General features: G+C 63.6%; 13 protein-coding genes. 8 read left to right on the forward strand and 5 right to left on the reverse strand.

Features of this window, described 5'->3' with window-relative positions; all coding sequences use genetic code 11:
* Nucleotide 1: 1 nt before the first annotated feature.
* Nucleotides 2-2,509 (reverse strand): heavy metal translocating P-type ATPase, encoded by a 2,508-nt coding sequence (locus tag ACYG9Y_RS22305; RefSeq protein WP_023738121.1) that lies wholly within the window; start codon nucleotides 2,507-2,509, stop codon nucleotides 2-4.
* Nucleotides 2,510-2,685: 176 nt separating this feature from the next.
* Between ACYG9Y_RS22305 and ACYG9Y_RS22310 the strand changes: the two genes are divergently transcribed.
* The 6 genes from ACYG9Y_RS22310 (at nucleotide 2,686) to ACYG9Y_RS22335 (ending at nucleotide 10,626) form a co-directional block, all read left to right on the forward strand.
* Entirely contained in the window at nucleotides 2,686-3,528 is an 843-nt protein-coding gene (locus ACYG9Y_RS22310) for a glycosyltransferase family 25 protein (protein WP_023685136.1), read from the forward strand.
* Between the two features lie 33 nt (nucleotides 3,529-3,561).
* A complete protein-coding gene (locus ACYG9Y_RS22315) occupies nucleotides 3,562-6,357 on the forward strand; it encodes a [protein-PII] uridylyltransferase (protein ID WP_023738120.1) in 2,796 nt (931 codons plus the stop codon).
* A gap of 58 nt (nucleotides 6,358-6,415) precedes the next feature.
* Nucleotides 6,416-8,023, forward strand: a complete 1,608-nt coding sequence (gene murJ / locus ACYG9Y_RS22320; protein ID WP_023738119.1) for a murein biosynthesis integral membrane protein MurJ — start codon at nucleotides 6,416-6,418, stop codon at nucleotides 8,021-8,023.
* Nucleotides 8,024-8,195: 172 nt separating this feature from the next.
* A complete protein-coding gene (gene trpS / locus ACYG9Y_RS22325; RefSeq protein WP_023738118.1) occupies nucleotides 8,196-9,263 on the forward strand; it encodes a tryptophan--tRNA ligase in 1,068 nt (355 codons plus the stop codon).
* A gap of 100 nt (nucleotides 9,264-9,363) precedes the next feature.
* Entirely contained in the window at nucleotides 9,364-9,855 is a 492-nt protein-coding gene (locus tag ACYG9Y_RS22330; RefSeq protein ID WP_023672856.1) for a universal stress protein, read from the forward strand.
* Between the two features lie 201 nt (nucleotides 9,856-10,056).
* A complete protein-coding gene (locus ACYG9Y_RS22335; protein WP_023685140.1) occupies nucleotides 10,057-10,626 on the forward strand; it encodes a NifU family protein in 570 nt (189 codons plus the stop codon).
* A 182-nt stretch (nucleotides 10,627-10,808) separates the two neighbouring features.
* On the opposite strand, the gene ACYG9Y_RS22340 is transcribed toward ACYG9Y_RS22335, so the two are convergent.
* Nucleotides 10,809-11,426: a L,D-transpeptidase gene (locus tag ACYG9Y_RS22340; protein ID WP_023692663.1), complete on the reverse strand. Its 618-nt coding sequence runs from the start codon at nucleotides 11,424-11,426 to the stop codon at nucleotides 10,809-10,811.
* A 238-nt stretch (nucleotides 11,427-11,664) separates the two neighbouring features.
* On the opposite strand from ACYG9Y_RS22340, the gene cueR reads away from it, so the two are divergent.
* On the forward strand, nucleotides 11,665-12,084 hold the full coding sequence (gene cueR, locus ACYG9Y_RS22345; RefSeq protein ID WP_023703112.1) for a Cu(I)-responsive transcriptional regulator: 420 nt from the start codon (nucleotides 11,665-11,667) through the stop codon (nucleotides 12,082-12,084).
* Between the two features lie 260 nt (nucleotides 12,085-12,344).
* Here the strand turns inward: cueR and ACYG9Y_RS22350 are convergent, their stop codons facing one another.
* Nucleotides 12,345-12,692, reverse strand: a complete 348-nt coding sequence (locus ACYG9Y_RS22350) for a hypothetical protein (RefSeq protein WP_023738117.1) — start codon at nucleotides 12,690-12,692, stop codon at nucleotides 12,345-12,347.
* 59 nt (nucleotides 12,693-12,751) lie between these two features.
* Between ACYG9Y_RS22350 and ACYG9Y_RS22355 the strand changes: the two genes are divergently transcribed.
* Nucleotides 12,752-13,252: an MmcB family DNA repair protein gene (locus ACYG9Y_RS22355; RefSeq protein ID WP_023692665.1), complete on the forward strand. Its 501-nt coding sequence runs from the start codon at nucleotides 12,752-12,754 to the stop codon at nucleotides 13,250-13,252.
* 53 nt (nucleotides 13,253-13,305) lie between these two features.
* Here ACYG9Y_RS22355 and nhaA read toward each other — a convergent pair whose 3' ends face one another.
* Nucleotides 13,306-14,493, reverse strand: a complete 1,188-nt coding sequence (nhaA, locus tag ACYG9Y_RS22360; protein WP_023732524.1) for a Na+/H+ antiporter NhaA — start codon at nucleotides 14,491-14,493, stop codon at nucleotides 13,306-13,308.
* A gap of 361 nt (nucleotides 14,494-14,854) precedes the next feature.
* On the reverse strand, nucleotides 14,855-15,418 hold the full coding sequence (locus tag ACYG9Y_RS22365; RefSeq protein WP_023672848.1) for an ActR/PrrA/RegA family redox response regulator transcription factor: 564 nt from the start codon (nucleotides 15,416-15,418) through the stop codon (nucleotides 14,855-14,857).
* Nucleotides 15,419-15,437: the final 19 nt, after the last annotated feature.

Consider the following 15,437-nt stretch of genomic DNA (forward strand, 5'->3'; position numbering starts at 1 on the left):
CTCAGAGTTTCAACGTCCGCAGCCGCAATGCGTTGGCGATGACCGAAACCGAAGACAGGCTCATGGCCGCCGCCGCCAGCATCGGCGACAAAAGCGTGCCGGTGAGCGGATAGAGCACGCCGGCAGCAACCGGCACGCCAAGCACATTGTAGAGGAAGGCGAAAAACAGATTCTGGCGGATGTTGCGGATAGTCCCCTGGGCGAGCGTTCGCGCCCTGACGATGCCGTTGAGATCGCCCTTGACCAGCGTAATGCCGGCGCTCTCGACAGCGACATCGGCGCCGGTGCCCATGGCGATGCCGACATCGGCGCTGGCCAAGGCCGGCGCATCGTTGACGCCGTCGCCGGCCATGGCGACGCCCGCACCTTTCGCACGCAACTCCTCGACAAGGGCGGCCTTTTGTTCCGGCAGCAGGCCGGCGCGCACCTCGTCAATGCCAAGGCTTTTGGCGATGGCGCGCGCCGTGCGTTCATTGTCGCCGGTCGCCATGATGATCCGCAACCCTCTGTCGTGCAGCGCCCTGATCGCCTCGGCTGTCGTTGCCTTGACCGGATCGGCGACCGCGACAATGCCGGCCAGTCTTTTGTCCACCGCAACGAACATCGCCGTCTTGCCTTCTGCCTGCAGCGCCTCGGCCCTGGCCGACAGGGAAGCGGTGTCGATGCCGACGTCGGCCATCATGGCGGCGTTGCCGAGCGAAACCTTCCTGCCAGACACCGTGCCGGATACGCCCTTGCCGGTGACGGCGTCGAAGCCGCCGGCCTCGACGAGCGTCAGCCCGCGTTCGCCGGCGCCGCCGACAATGGCCTCGGCCAGCGGATGCTCCGAGCCTTTTTCCAGGCCGGCGGCGAGCGCCAGCAATTCATTCTCGGACAGGCCTTCGGCAGCGACGACATCGGTCAAGCGAGGCTTGCCTTCGGTCAAGGTGCCGGTCTTGTCGACGATCAACGTGCCGACCGAAGCGAAGCGCTCAAGCGCGGCCGCGTCCTTGATCAGCACGCCCGCGTGCGCCCCGCGCCCGGTGGCGGTCATGATCGACATCGGCGTCGCCAGGCCGAGCGCGCAGGGGCAGGCGATGATCAGCACCGAGACCGCCGAGACGATGGCAAAGATCAAGCTGGGTTCGGGACCGAAGATCGCCCAGGCGGCAAAGGCCGCGAGCGCGACCAGCACGACGGCCGGCACGAAGTAGAAGGAGACGCGGTCGGCTAAACCTTGAATCGGCGCGCGCGAACGCTGCGCCTTTGCGACCAGCTCGACGATGCGCGAAAGCGTCGTTTCGGAGCCGACCTTTTCGGCGCGCATGATCAGCGAACCGTTCTTGTTGAGCGTGCCGCCGGTCAAGGCATCGCCTTTCGTTTTTTCGACCGGCAGCGGCTCGCCCGAGATCATCGATTCGTCGATGGAGGAACGGCCTTCCGTTACGATGCCGTCGACCGGCACGGCGTCGCCCGGACGGAGGCGCAGGTGGTCGCCGGTCTTGACCGCATCCAGCGGCACGTCGGTGTCGGAGCCGTCCTCCCCGATCAGCCGTGCCGTCTTCGGCGCCAGGTCGAGCAGCGCACGGATGGCCGAGCCGGTCTTTTCGCGCGCCCGCAATTCGAGCACCTGACCGAGGAATACCAGCGCGACGATGACGGAAGCTGCCTCGAAATAGACCGGGACGGTGCCGCCATGGCCACGGAACTGATGCGGAAAGATGTCCGGAAACAGTGCGGCGACGACGCTGTAGAGGTAGGCCGCACCCACACCCAGCGAAATCAGCGTCCACATGTTGGGGCTGCGGTTGACCAGCGAATCCCAGCCGCGGTGGAAGAAGGGGAAGGCCGCCCACAGCACCACCGGGCTGGCCAGCGCGAATTCCAGCCAGACCATCGTTCGCTCGTCGACAAACACCTGGAACGTCAGGCCGAGCATCGGCGCCATGGCAACGATCAGCAGCGGGAGGGACAGCACCGCGCTGACCCAGAACCGTCTGGTGAAGTCTACCAGTTCGGGGTTCGGCCCCTCATCGCCAGTGGGAACGCCCATCGGCTCAAGCGCCATGCCGCAGATCGGGCAGGAGCCGGGCTTGTCTCTTATCACTTCGGGATGCATCGGGCAGGTGTATTGCGTGCCTTTCGGCACCGGCGACGCCGCCGGCCTGTCGCCGAGATAGTTTTGTGGCTCGGCCTCGAACTTCGCCTGGCAGCCGGCCGAGCAGAAATAGAAACCCTGGCCTTCGTGGCGGAAAAAATGCCTGGCGGTAGCGCGGTCGACACTCATGCCACAGACGGGGTCGGTGGCGGTCAGGTATTTTTCGGGCCCGGCGACGAATTTCGTACGGCAACCCTCGCTGCAGAAGTGAAAGAGACGGCCGCCATGCTCGGCCGTCGGCTTGCCCGCGGCCGGATCGACGCTCATGCCGCAGACCGGATCGCGCACCACGGCTTCGGCGGCCGGCTCAGCAGCCTTTGCCGCACAGCAGCTGCCATCGGCCGCGTGGTGGTGATGCTCGGAATGCGCCATCGAAAAATGCCTTATATCTGTCTGGGTGAGGGGGTAGTGCTTCCAGTAACTGGAAGGTCAAGGGGCGATTTCCACTTTTCGATCATGGCCCTCATCGCACACATCGAGGGAAAATCGCTTACGCAACTTTGTTCCCATGCTATGGACGCGCGTCCCACTGCATCGATCCCACCCAAATGAAATGCCTGATTATCAATCTCGATCGGTCCCGCGATCGCCTCGCCCATGTAACGGCGGAGTTCGCCCGCATCGGCATCGCGTTTGAGCGGGTCGCCGCCATCGATGCGCGAGATCGGCCGGATCTGGCCGAAATGCCGCAGGGCAAGAAGCATTTGCGTCTGGCCGACGCCGAGATTGCATGCCTGCTCAGCCACCAACAGTGTTGGTCGATGATCGCTGCAGGTGAGGATGCTTACGCGGCGATTTTCGAGGACGATGTCGTTTTCCCGGACAAAGCCGGCGCTTTGCTTGCCGATGCGGGCTGGATTCCCGCCGATGCGGACATCGTCAAGTTGGAAACGTTCTTCAACCGGACCGTAATTTCACGCAAGCAAGTTGCCTGCGGCCACGGTTTTTCTGCGAGCAGACTGCACGGGCTCCATATCGGTACGGCGGGATACATCCTGTCCAGACAGGCCGCGCGGGACCTTCTTGCGGCAACGAATGAGATCAGCATTCCCGTCGATCACCTCATCTTCAATCCGCGTTTTGCTACCTCGTCCGACAAGGTCATTTACCAACTCGTCCCAGCATTGTGCCTGCAGGCACAATTCCTCGGCGACAGTCCGGTGAGATTGCCAAGCCTGCTCAAGCAGGAGCGAACAGAGGAATGGGTGGCAAGCGGGATAGGTAAACGGCGCCCCAGGCCAATCACCGCCAAGGTAAGGATCGAGACCAGGCGGTTGACGCGGCAGATCGCCGATCTCTTCCGGCTCCGGCGCGAGATGATCATCCCTTTCTGGTATCGCGGCCGACGCGTCCGTCCGCCCCATACACAGCGCCGTGAAAACGCGCTATAGACGCCGCGCAAAGGCGAGGCCCACCGGCAATCCATGGCAAAAATCTCCCTCAAGCTCGACGCGCTGATCGACAGCGAGGCTTTGCGCCGCGACATGACGGCGCTGATCTCGGCGGCCAGCGGCGCCGAGCCCGGCGCGCGCGTCGGTGCGCTCCGGCTGCTGAAGGATCGGCTGACCGAGGGCCGCAAGGTTGCCGAGCGCATGCTGATGGACGATGGCAGCGGCACGGCATGCGCCGCCCGGCTGTCGCATCTGATGGACGAGATCATCCGCGCCCTCTACGAGTTCGCCGCGACCCACGTCTACCGGGTGAAAAGCCCCTCGACCGCAGAGCGCATGGCGGTCGTTGCCGTCGGCGGCTATGGCCGCGGCACGCTGGCGCCGGGCTCCGACATCGACCTGTTGTTCCTGCTGCCCTACAAGCAGACGCCGTGGGGCGAACAGATCGTCGAATATATGCTCTATATGCTGTGGGACCTCGGGTTGAAGGTTGGCCACGCCACCCGCAACATCGACGAGTGTCTCAGGCTGTCGCGCAGCGATATCACCATCCGCACCACGATCCTGGAAGCGCGGTTCCTGTGGGGCGAACAGAAGCTCTTCGACGAATTGCTCGCTCGCTTCGACCATGAAGTGGTGCGCACCACCGGACCGGAATATGTGCAGGCCAAGCTCGCCGAACGCGACGATCGCCATGCCAAGGCCGGCGAAAGCCGCTATCTGGTCGAGCCCAACGTCAAGGACGGCAAGGGCGGCCTGCGCGATTTGCAGACGCTGTTCTGGATCGCCAAATACTTCTATCGCGTGCGCACCGGCGAGGAATTGGTCGAGAAAGGTGTCTTCACCGAGGCCGAGTACCGCGAATTCCAGAAGGCCGAAGACTTCCTGTGGGCGGTGCGCTGCCACATGCATTTCCTCACCGGCAAGCCAGAGGAACGGCTGCATTTCGATATCCAGCGCGAGATCGCCGAACGGCTGGGCTACACCACCCATCCCGGTCTGTCGGCGGTCGAGCGCTTCATGAAGCATTACTTCCTCGTCGCCAAGGATGTCGGCGACCTCACCCGCATCTTCTGCGCCGCGCTCGAGGAAGAGCAGGCCAAGCATGTGCCCGGCTTCAACCGCATCTTCCTCACCTTCCAGCGCCGCAAGCGCAAGCTGGCAGGCACGTCGGACTTCATTGTCGACAATCACCGCATCAACGTCGCCGACGACAGCGTGTTCGAGCGCGACCCGGTCAATCTGCTCAGGCTGTTCTGGTTCGCCGACAAGCACGGGCTGGAGTTCCATCCCGATGCGCTGAAGCTGCTCACCCGCTCGCTCGGTCTGGTCAACAAGTCGCTGCGGCGCGACGAGGAGGCCAACCGGCTGTTCCTCGACATCCTGACCTCGGACCGCAATGCCGAGCTTAATTTGCGGCGCATGAACGAGGCCGGCCTGCTCGGCAGGCTGATCCCCGATTTCGGCAGAATAGTCGCCATGATGCAGTTCTCGATGTACCACCACTATACGGTGGACGAGCACCTGATCCGCTGCATCGGCGTCTTGGCCGAGATCGAGCGCGGCGACGGCGAAAAGGTGCATCCGCTGTCGCACACGCTGATGCCGGGGCTAGAGAAGAGCCGCGAGGCACTCTATGTCGCGGTGCTGCTGCACGACATCGCCAAGGGCCGGCCGGAGGATCACTCAGAGGCCGGCGCCCGGATCGCACGCCGCATCTGCCCGCATATGGGGCTGTCGGCCGCCGACACCGAGACCGTCGCCTGGCTGGTCGAGAACCATCTGGTGATGTCGATGACGGCGCAGACGCGCGACCTCAACGACCGCAAGACGATCGAGGATTTCGCCTCGATCGTGCAATCGGTCGAGCGGCTGAAAATGCTGTTGATCCTGACTGTCTGCGACATCAGGGGTGTCGGGCCGGGCGTGTGGAACGGCTGGAAGGGCCAGCTCCTGCGCACGCTATACTACGAGACCGAACTGCTTTTGACCGGCGGCTTCTCGGAAGTGTCGCGCGCCAAGCGGACGGCGGCGGCGCGCGAGCGGCTGGCCGAGGCGCTGGCCGATTGGCCGGACAAGGCCCGCAAGCGCTATGTCGGCCTGCACTACGGGAACTATCTGCTGACGGTCGACCTCCCCGATCAGCTGCGCCATGCCGAATTCATCCGCGAAGCCGACGCGGCAGGCAAGAAGCTCGCCACCGTGGTCAGGACCCACCAATTCGAGGCGGTGACCGAGATCACCGTGCTGGCGCAGGATCATCCGCGCCTGCTTTCGGTCATTGCCGGCGCCTGCGCGGGAGCCGGCGGCAACATCGTCGACGCGCAGATCTTCACCACGTCCGACGGCCGCGCGCTGGACATCATCCTGATCTCACGGGAATTCGACCGCGATGAGGATGAGCGCCGTCGCGCCGAGCGCGTCGGCCGGCTGATCGAGGACGTGCTGTCGGGCAAGAGCTGGCTGCCGGAGATGATCGAGAAGCGCACCCGGCCGCGGCGCGGCGCCAAGGTGTTCAAGATTCCGCCGCGCGCCGAAATCCGCAACACGCTGTCGAACCGGTTTTCGGTGATCGAGGTCGAGGGACTGGACCGGCCTGGGCTGTTGTCGGAAATCACCAGTGCGTTGTCCGATCTCTCGCTCGACATCGCCTCGGCTCACATCACCACCTTCGGCGAGAAGGTGATCGACACTTTCTATGTCACCGACCTTACGGGGCAGAAGATCGACAACCCGGCACGCACCGCCACCATCCACGCCAGGCTGATCGCGGCGCTTGAAGGCGTTGTCCCAGAGCGCGGCGGCAAGGCCAAGGCGGCGGCCGAGTGACCATCACTTTGTCCCAATCACCCCCTTTGTCCCAATCATCCAGGCAATCTCCCCGCGCATGAGCCTCGTCAAGAAATTCGCCACGGTTGCGTCCGGCACGCTGATGAGCCGCGCCCTTGGCTTTGGCCGCGAAATGCTGATGGCGGCCGCACTCGGCACCGGGCCGGTGGCGGACGCCTTCAACGCCGCCTTTCAGTTTCCCAACACGTTTCGCCGGCTGTTTGCCGAAGGCGCCTTCAACGCCGCTTTCGTGCCGCTGTTTGCCAAGGAGATCGAGACTCACGGCACCGACGGCGCCAAGCGCTTTTCGGAGGAAGTGTTCGGCGTCCTGTTCACCGCACTTCTGGCGCTGACCATCGTCATGGAATTGGCGATGCCGCTGATCGTGCGCTATCTCGTGGCGCCGGGCTTTGCCGACACGCCGGGCAAATTCGAGACGACCGTCCTGCTGGCGACGATCATGTTCCCGTATCTCATCTGCATGTCGCTCGCAGCCATGATGGCCGGCATGCTGAATTCGCTGCGCCGCTATTTCGCGGCTGCCGTGGCGCCCGCATTCCTCAACATCATCCTGATTAGCGTGCTCGGCTACGCCTGGTACCACGGCATGGATGCCCGTGAGGTTGGTTTCAGCCTGTCCTGGGGCGTGCTGGCGGCGGGGCTGGTACAGCTCGCCATTGTCTGGGTGGCTGTGCGCAATGCCGGCATCGCCATCGGTTTTCGCCGGCCGAAGATGACGCCCAACGTCAAGCGCCTGCTGATCCTGGCGCTGCCGGCGGCGATCACCGGCGGCATCACCCAGATCAACCAGCTGATCGGCACGGCGATCGCGTCGGCGCAGGACAGCGCCGTGTCGTCGCTTGCTTACGCCGACCGCATCTACCAGCTGCCGCTCGGCGTCGTCGGCGTCGCGGTGGCCATCGTGCTGTTGCCGGAGCTGTCGCGGGCGCTGAAATCGGGCAATCTGGTCGAGGCAGCCAATCTGCAGAACCGCTCGGTCGAGTTCACCCTGTTCATGACCTTGCCGGCGGCGGCGGCCCTTTGGGTAATGGCGGAGCCGATCGTGCGGCTGGTCTATGAGCGCGGCGCCTTCGCCGCCAACGGCTCGACGCCGACCGTGGCCGCGATCCTGGCGATTTTCGGCCTCGGCCTGCCGGCCTTCGTGCTGATCAAGGCCTTCACTCCCGGCTATTTCGCCCGCGAGGACACGCGCACGCCGATGATGTTCGCCGCCATCTCGGTCGGCGTGAACGTGATCACCGCGCTGACGCTGTTCCCGAAAATGGGCGCGCCCGGCATTGCGGTGGCCTCGGCCGTCGCCGGCTGGGTCAACGCGGTGATGCTGCTTGCGGTGCTGATCCGACGTGGCCATTGGGGCCGCGACGTGCCATTGCTGAAGCGCATTCCGCGCCTGGTGCTGTCGGTTGCGGTGATGGCGATGGCGCTCTATTTCGCCGAGCACTGGCTGGCCGTCAGGCTCGGCCCCGGCTCGCCACTGGTGATCAAGGCAACGACGCTGCTGGCGCTGGTAGCCGGCGGCGCTCTGCTCTACTTCATCACGGCCTTTGCCACCGGCGGCGCCGATTTCGGCATGATCCGGCGCAATGTGAAACGCGGCTCGGGCAAGGCAGCGGCGCCAGCGCCAAACGCCGATCTGGACGAATAGTCCGGGCGAGCTAACAGCAACACCGGTCTTGATCCTCTCCGCCCCTTCGTCCATAAGCGCGCCGTCGCAAGACTTTCGCCGCGCGTGGTTTCCAGCCGCGTGATTGGCTCCGAAAAGTCTGCAACTTTTCGGAATCACGCTTATACGGCCCTCCACAAGCCATGAGGACATCATGACCGCCTTCAAACAGCTCGTCTTTTCCGGGGTACAGCCGACCGGCAATCTGCATCTCGGCAACTATCTCGGCGCCATAAAGAAATTCGTTGCGCTTCAGGACACGTCAGACTGCATCTATTGCGTCGTCGACCTGCATTCGCTGACGGCACAACTCGTCCATGATGACCTCGCAGACCAGACCCGCTCGATCACCGCCGCCTTCCTCGCCTCGGGCATCGACCCGAAGAAGCACATCGTCTTCAACCAGTCGCGGGTGATGCAGCATGCCGAGCTTGCCTGGATCTTCAATTGCGTGGCGCGCATCGGCTGGATGAACAAGATGACGCAGTTCAAGGACAAGGCCGGCAAGGACCGCGAGAACGCCTCGCTGGGCCTGCTTGCCTATCCCTCGCTGATGGCCGCCGACATCCTGCTCTACCGCGCCACCCATGTGCCGGTGGGCGAGGACCAAAAGCAGCATCTGGAGCTGACCCGCGACATCGCGCAAAAGTTCAATAATGATTTTTCGAGCCGCATCGCCAGTCTTGGCGTCGGCGTCGAGATGCAGGTTGGCGAAGAGACGGTAAACGGGTTCTTCCCGATAACCGAACCGGTGATCGGCGGGCCGGCGGCGCGCATCATGAGCCTGCGCGACGGTTCGAAGAAAATGTCGAAGTCGGACCCGTCCGACCTGTCGCGCATCAATTTGACCGACGATGCCGACACCATCTCGAAGAAGATCCGCAAGGCCAAGACCGACCCGGAAGCGTTGCCAAGCGAAGCCGACGGACTGGAAAGCCGCCCGGAAGCGGAAAACCTGGTCGGCATCTATGCCGGGCTGGCCGAGATGTCGAAGGCGGACGTGCTGAAGGAATTCGGCGGCCAGCAGTTTTCCGTGTTCAAGCCGGCGCTCGCCGACCTTGCCGTGGAAAAACTGGCGCCGATCGCCGGCGAGATGCGCCGTATCGAGGGAGACCGCGCCTATGTCGACGCGGTGCTGAGAGACGGCGGCGAACGCGCCGGCGCGCTGGCTGGGACCACCATGAAGACGGTACGCGACATTATCGGCCTGTTGCAGGGCTGATCCTACCGTCAGTGCACCGCACCATTCTGGCCCAAGGCCGGCGGCTTGCCGCCGGTCTGTCGCGGTGGCAGATTGCGGCCGAAACATCGAGTAGATAGACATGGTCTCCAAACGCCTCAGTCGCGAAGCCGGCCATCGCAGGAAATTCCTGACGATCATCGACGACACGCCCGAGTGCGAGCGCGCCGTCGCCTACGCCTCCAAGCGGGCGCAGAGCACCAGCGGCACGCTGGTGCTGCTCTACATCATCACACCGGACGACTTTCAGCACTGGCTGGGCGTCGAGAAGATCATGCGCGAGGAAGCCAACGCCACGGCGCGCGCGGCACTCGACGGCTACGCCAACAAGGTGCGCCAGAAGCTCGGCATCGAGCCCGAGATGGTGGTGCGCGAAGGCAAGCCGACCGAAGAGATCCACAAGCTGATCGAGGAAGACCAGGACATCGCCATCCTGGTGCTGGCGGCAGGTGCCGGCAAGGAAGGACCCGGGCCGCTGGTCGGGGCTGTTGCCGGCAAGGGCGCCGCCTTCCCTATTCCCGTCACGGTGGTGCCGCAGAACCTTTCCGACGAGGAGATCGACAGCCTCGCGTAGAGAGTGATGCGGGAAAGTGTGAAGCGGTTCGGATAACATCACGATCCTGGATTTATAGCCCGCGCGGGATTCCTTCCCAGCCAGCAAAAACATTCCGCCAGCCAGCCATTTTGAGCGATGCGTTTCGCTTGAATGTACAGCCGATTGAGCCTATTTAGAACTATTCCAAACTAGCTGCCCGACTGGGGCACGGAGACGGCCATGTTCATCCAGACCGAATCGACGCCGAACCCGGCAACGCTGAAGTTCCTGCCCGGCAAGGAAGTGCTTGTCGAAGGCACCGCCGATTTCCGCGACGCCGACAGTGCAGCCAGCGCCTCGCCGCTGGCCGGCCGCCTGTTCGAGATCCCCGGCGTGACCGGCGTCTTCTTCGGCTATGACTTCATCACCGTGACCAAGGACGGCCCGGACTGGCAGCACCTGAAGCCGGCGATCCTGGGCGCCATCATGGAGCATTTCATGTCGGGCGCGCCCGTCATGGTCAACGCCGGCCCCGCCGCCGAGACCAGCCAGACCGGCGAATTCTACGACAAGGCCGATGAGCAACTGGTCATCACCATCAAGGAATTGCTCGACACCAGGGTGCGCCCGGCGGTTGCCCAGGATGGCGGCGACATCACCTTCCGCGGCTTCGAGAACGGCACCGTGTTCCTGCACATGAAGGGCGCCTGCGCCGGCTGCCCGTCCTCGACGGCGACGCTGAAGCACGGCATCCAGAACCTGCTCCGCCACTTCGTGCCGGAAGTACAGCAGGTCGAGCAGGTCTCCTAAGACCCCTTCACGCATTCGAGCGAGCAACAAAAAACCGGGCCAGATTGCCCGGTTTTCTGTTTTGGACGTCCGTTGTTGCCTAGACGGTCCGCGTACGAAGGGTAACGCCTACTTTGACCATGATCTTCCCGAAAACCGGTTCCACTTTTCGCTTTCGTGGACCTCGGTTCCGGATCATGGTCCTACATCACGATGACCTTGGCGCCGACCGACGTGCGGTCGTAGAGGTCGATGATGTCCTGGTTCATCAGCCGGATGCAGCCTGACGACATCGCCTTGCCGATCGAATTCCATTCCGGACTGCCGTGCAGGCGGTAGCCCATATCACCGCCCTTGTTGAACAGATACATGGCGCGCGCGCCGAGCGGGTTCTTCAGGCCCGGCTCCATGCCGCTCGCGAACTTCGCTAGCTCCGGCTGGCGCTGGATCATCTGCCGCGGCGGCGTCCAGGTAGGCCATTCGCGCTTCAGCGCGATATGGGCGGTGCCGTGCCATTCAAAGCCTTCGCGGCCGACGCCGATCCCGTAGCGGATCGCCCGGCCGTCGCCTTCGACGAAGTAGAGAAACTTGTTCTGAGTATCGACGACAATGGTGCCCGGCTTTTCCGAGGTGTCGTAGTTTACCTCTTGCCGGTGGTACTTCAGCGGCACCCTCTCGATCGGGATGCGCGGCAGTTGGTAGCCTGCATCGTTCACCGAACCGTAGTTGTTGGTGAACAGCTGCGAGCCGATCGTGCTGCAACCCGAGATCGCGGCCGACAACGCAAGTGCGGCGACGATTGCAAATGACTTCATGCGCATGAAATGGTCCGATGCCCCGCCAAGATGTCGCGACACGTTACGGCCGCTTTTCCTGAAATCATTCATGCTGGCATTTGCTTTGCTTGCCAAGCGCGCGATGCCTATATGCAGGAGCTTACGTGCCGGTAAGCCGTCAACTATGGCATTTCGGCAACAGGACTCACGGGATTGTGAAGGAAAAACAATGGTCGGTCCTGTCGGATAGCCTAGAATCAGGGAACCACATCGAGGAATCACAATGAATGTAGGCGACGCCGCGGCGCGGTCCGGCCTGCCGGCCAAGACCATCCGCTACTATGAAGAGATCGGCCTGATCGCCCCGGCGCGCGCCGGCAATGGCTATCGCGATTATTCCAGCGACGACATTCATCGGCTGGCCTTCCTGCGCCGCGCTCGCAACCTCGGCTTTTCAATCGACGATTGCCGCCAGTTGATGGCGCTCTACCGCGATCGCAGCCGCGCCAGCCACGATGTGCGCGAGATTGCCGCCGCCCATGTGAGCGCCATCGAGGAAAAGGTGCGCGAGCTGCAATCGATGCGCACGACCTTGCAGACGCTGATCCAGGCCTGCCATGGCGACGACCGGCCGGATTGCCCGATTTTGGATGACATTGCGGGGGCTGCGCTGCTCGAGAACAGGCCGGCTTCGGCCATATAGGTAGTATCTCGACTGACTAAAATACGGGAACGTCCAAGGGACAAGAACGGAACCAAAGCGGTTACATCAGACCTTTGCGCTCACGACGCAAGACTTTAGTCCGGCCGCCTTATAGCTAAGAACGGAAGTCGATCGGCACGACATAGGGCCGCTGCGGATCAATACCAGACTGCGCCGATACAGATATGGTGCGATCGCGGAAGGCGCTCGGATCAAGTCGTAGCCTCAGTTCTGTCAACCGTATAATTGCCGCCATTCCCCTACGGCTGGGTAGCGCTCGTGAGCAGTGGGTCATCTAGCTCTGCCTTTGTCTTCAGGACGGCATCAACGAGGGAACCGAACTCCTCGACGCTGAATGTGTAACTATCCTGGACCGCTCCCATATGGCTGAGGCGGAAGCGTACGAATTTCCGGTTTTCGGCTGAGATGCGCTTCACCAGAAACATGAATGAATAGGGACCCGCGATCGCTGAGTACCGGCGCAACTCTTCGGTCGCGGGGAAAAGCCGGTTGATGAATCCCAAAAACCCCATGGTGTCTCCCCTCGTGCCAAGGACCGTGCTTCTTATCATTGCGAGAGAAAATTCGCCTATGGGTTTGTCAACCATACGATCGCCATGGTCACACAGGGTTCAAACCGTGAACAAAATCTGGCATGGTGGGTGCCATGCCGATCATTTCGCCGATTCCCCTCAATCCCCTCATCGACGGCCGCCAGTCCGAACGCGCCATGCTGGTGCGGCGCGGCGTGCAGAGGCTGTTGATGCAAATGGGCATGCATGTGCTGCCCGAACTGTCGCTGGCCACCGGGCGGCGCGCCGACCTTGTGGCGCTGACCCGGCAGGGCGATATCTGGATCATCGAGGTCAAATCCTCGATCGAGGATTTCCGCGTCGACCGCAAATGGCCTGACTACCGGCTGCACTCCGACCGCTTCTTCTTCGCCACCCATCCGGGCGTGCCATCGGAGATCTTCCCCGAGGAATGCGGCTTCATCCTCTCCGACGGCTACGGCGCCGAGATTCTGCGCGATGCGCCCGAGCACCGGATGGCGGCGGCAACGCGCAAGGCGCTGATGCTGCGCATCGCACGGGCGGGTGCGGCGCGGCTGCTGGCGGCGGAACTGGCGGGTGTGGCGGTGCCGGCGCTGGCGGGAGAGAGCGAGTAGACGAAGCTCAAGTTCCTCGCCCCGCTTTGCGGGGGCGAGGAACCCAAGAACACCTACTCCACCACCTCCTCCACCCCTGCCGCCGGCGCCATCAGGAGCACGGCGGCACCCAGCAGCGCTGCAACGAAGGACCCCGCCAGGATGCCGACCTTGACGGCGTCCTGCAGCGCCATGTCGTTGGCGAAGGCGAGCAGGCCGATGAACAGGCTCATGGTGAAGCCGATGCCGCAGAGCAGCGAAATGCCGATCATGTGCAGCCAGCCGGCATTGACCGGCAGGTCGGCGAAGCCGAGCCGGATCGCCAGCGCCGAGGAGCCGAAGACGCCGGCCAGCTTGCCCAGCACCAGGCCGGCGGCAACGCCGAGCGTCAGCGGCTCGACCAGGGCAGAGGCGCTGAGGCCGGCCAGCGACACGCCGGCATTGGCAAAGCCGAAGATCGGGATGACGAAGAACGGCACGATCTTGTGCAGGCCGTGCTCCAACCGGTGCAGCGGCGAATGGTCGAGATCGTGCCCGCTGCCGGGAGAAGTTTTCAGCGGAATGGTGAGCGCCAGCGCCACGCCGGCCAGCGTCGCATGCACACCCGATTTCAGCACGAGCACCCACAGCACGGCGCCGAGCACGAGGTAAGGCGTCAGCCTCGTCACCCGCATGCGGTTGAGCACGATGAGCACCGCGATGACGGCGAAGGCCGCACCGAGATAGGCCAGCGACAGGCCGCTTGTGTAGAAGATGGCGATGATGATGACGGCGCCGAGATCGTCGATGATGGCGAGCGCGGTGAGAAAGATCTTGAGCGACGCCGGCACGCGGTTGCCGAGCAGCGACAGTACGCCGAGCGCAAAGGCGATGTCGGTGGCGGTCGGGATCGCCCAGCCGGAGAGCGCGGCGGCGTTGTTGCGGTTGATGGCGACATAGACGAGTGCGGGAACCAGCATGCCGCCGGCGGCGGCGACGCCCGGCAGCACGCGGCGCGGCCAGGTCGAGAGCTGACCGTCGAGCATCTCGCGCTTGATCTCGAGGCCGACCAGCAGGAAGAACACCGCCATCAGCCCATCATTGATCCAGTGCGACACGCTGAGCGGGCCGAGATAGGCGTGGAGAGCGGCGAAATAGGTTTCGGCCAATGGTGAATTGGCGACGATCAGCGCAAGGGCTGCCGCAACCATCAGGATGATGCCGCCCGCCGCCTCGCCGTCGAGGAATTCGCGAAGGATGGATTTCGGCTGCTTGTCGCGCATCTGTGCTCCGTTGCCGGGTTTTCCGGCGGCGTTATTGCCGATGATGGGCAAAGGTCGATGGCACGGCAAGCGCAACTGTTTCCAGCGTTGGCGCCGCCCCTCATTGTCCTGCCGGACGCTCGTCATTCGAAAAGCCAAGCAGTTGGCTTTTCGTCCGCTTCGCGGACCATTCCTCAACTCCCCACATAGCGACGGGGAGAAAGAGGCAGCTTCAGCCTCGCCGTCGTCTCCTGCAACGCCGGCGATTGGCGAAACCGGCGATGAGAGCGCCCCTCTCCCCGTCTCTATACGGGGAGAGGATGCCGGCAGGCAGGTGAGGGGCAGCGCTGAGGTTCGGCAATTGGCGGCCGGCGCCGGAACCTCAGCGTGGTGCGCGCTTGGCGAGTATGCGCTGCAGCGTGCGGCGATGCATGTTGAGCCGGCGCGCGGTTTCCGACACGTTGCGGTCGCACATTTCGTAGACGCGCTGGATGTGTTCCCAGCGCACGCGGTCGGCCGACATCGGATTTTCCGGGGGGGCGGCGCGCTCGCCGGCGGTGCGGGTGAGCGCTGCAAACACGTCGTCGGCGTCAGCCGGCTTCGACAGATAGTCGATGGCGCCGAGCTTCACCGCGGTCACCGCGGTGGCGATGTTGCCGTAGCCGGTGAGGATGACGGTGCGGGCATCGTCGCGCTTCTCGCGGATGGCGGCGACGACGTCGAGGCCGTTGCCGTCGCCAAGCCGCATGTCGACCACCGCATAGGCCGGCGGGTGGGCGCGCGCCTTGGCCACCGCCTCCTCGACGCTCTCGGCCGTCTCGACCACGAAACCCCTGGTTTCCATGGCGCGGGCCAGCCGCGTCAGGAACGGCTTGTCGTCGTCAACGATGAGCAGCGAGGTGTCCTCGCCTTCAACCATTGCGCCAATTGCTTCTTCGCCAGTCATTATCTTAAAAAATCCTGCT

The organism is Mesorhizobium sp. W050, assembly GCF_054719535.1.

Bases quoted from the DNA above. Each gene is read 5' to 3' on its own strand.
- ACYG9Y_RS22305 (WP_023738121.1), bottom strand. From the start codon at position 2,509: ATGGCGCATTCCGAGCATCACCACCACGCGGCCGATGGCAGCTGCTGT.
- ACYG9Y_RS22310 (WP_023685136.1), top strand. From the start codon at position 2,686: ATGAAATGCCTGATTATCAATCTCGATCGGTCCCGCGATCGCCTCGCC.
- ACYG9Y_RS22315 (WP_023738120.1), top strand. From the start codon at position 3,562: ATGGCAAAAATCTCCCTCAAGCTCGACGCGCTGATCGACAGCGAGGCT.
- murJ (WP_023738119.1), top strand. From the start codon at position 6,416: ATGAGCCTCGTCAAGAAATTCGCCACGGTTGCGTCCGGCACGCTGATG.
- trpS (WP_023738118.1), top strand. From the start codon at position 8,196: ATGACCGCCTTCAAACAGCTCGTCTTTTCCGGGGTACAGCCGACCGGC.
- ACYG9Y_RS22330 (WP_023672856.1), top strand. From the start codon at position 9,364: ATGGTCTCCAAACGCCTCAGTCGCGAAGCCGGCCATCGCAGGAAATTC.
- ACYG9Y_RS22335 (WP_023685140.1), top strand. From the start codon at position 10,057: ATGTTCATCCAGACCGAATCGACGCCGAACCCGGCAACGCTGAAGTTC.
- ACYG9Y_RS22340 (WP_023692663.1), bottom strand. From the start codon at position 11,426: ATGCGCATGAAGTCATTTGCAATCGTCGCCGCACTTGCGTTGTCGGCC.
- cueR (WP_023703112.1), top strand. From the start codon at position 11,665: ATGAATGTAGGCGACGCCGCGGCGCGGTCCGGCCTGCCGGCCAAGACC.
- ACYG9Y_RS22350 (WP_023738117.1), bottom strand. From the start codon at position 12,692: ATGGTTGACAAACCCATAGGCGAATTTTCTCTCGCAATGATAAGAAGC.
- ACYG9Y_RS22355 (WP_023692665.1), top strand. From the start codon at position 12,752: ATGCCGATCATTTCGCCGATTCCCCTCAATCCCCTCATCGACGGCCGC.
- nhaA (WP_023732524.1), bottom strand. From the start codon at position 14,493: ATGCGCGACAAGCAGCCGAAATCCATCCTTCGCGAATTCCTCGACGGC.
- ACYG9Y_RS22365 (WP_023672848.1), bottom strand. From the start codon at position 15,418: ATGACTGGCGAAGAAGCAATTGGCGCAATGGTTGAAGGCGAGGACACC.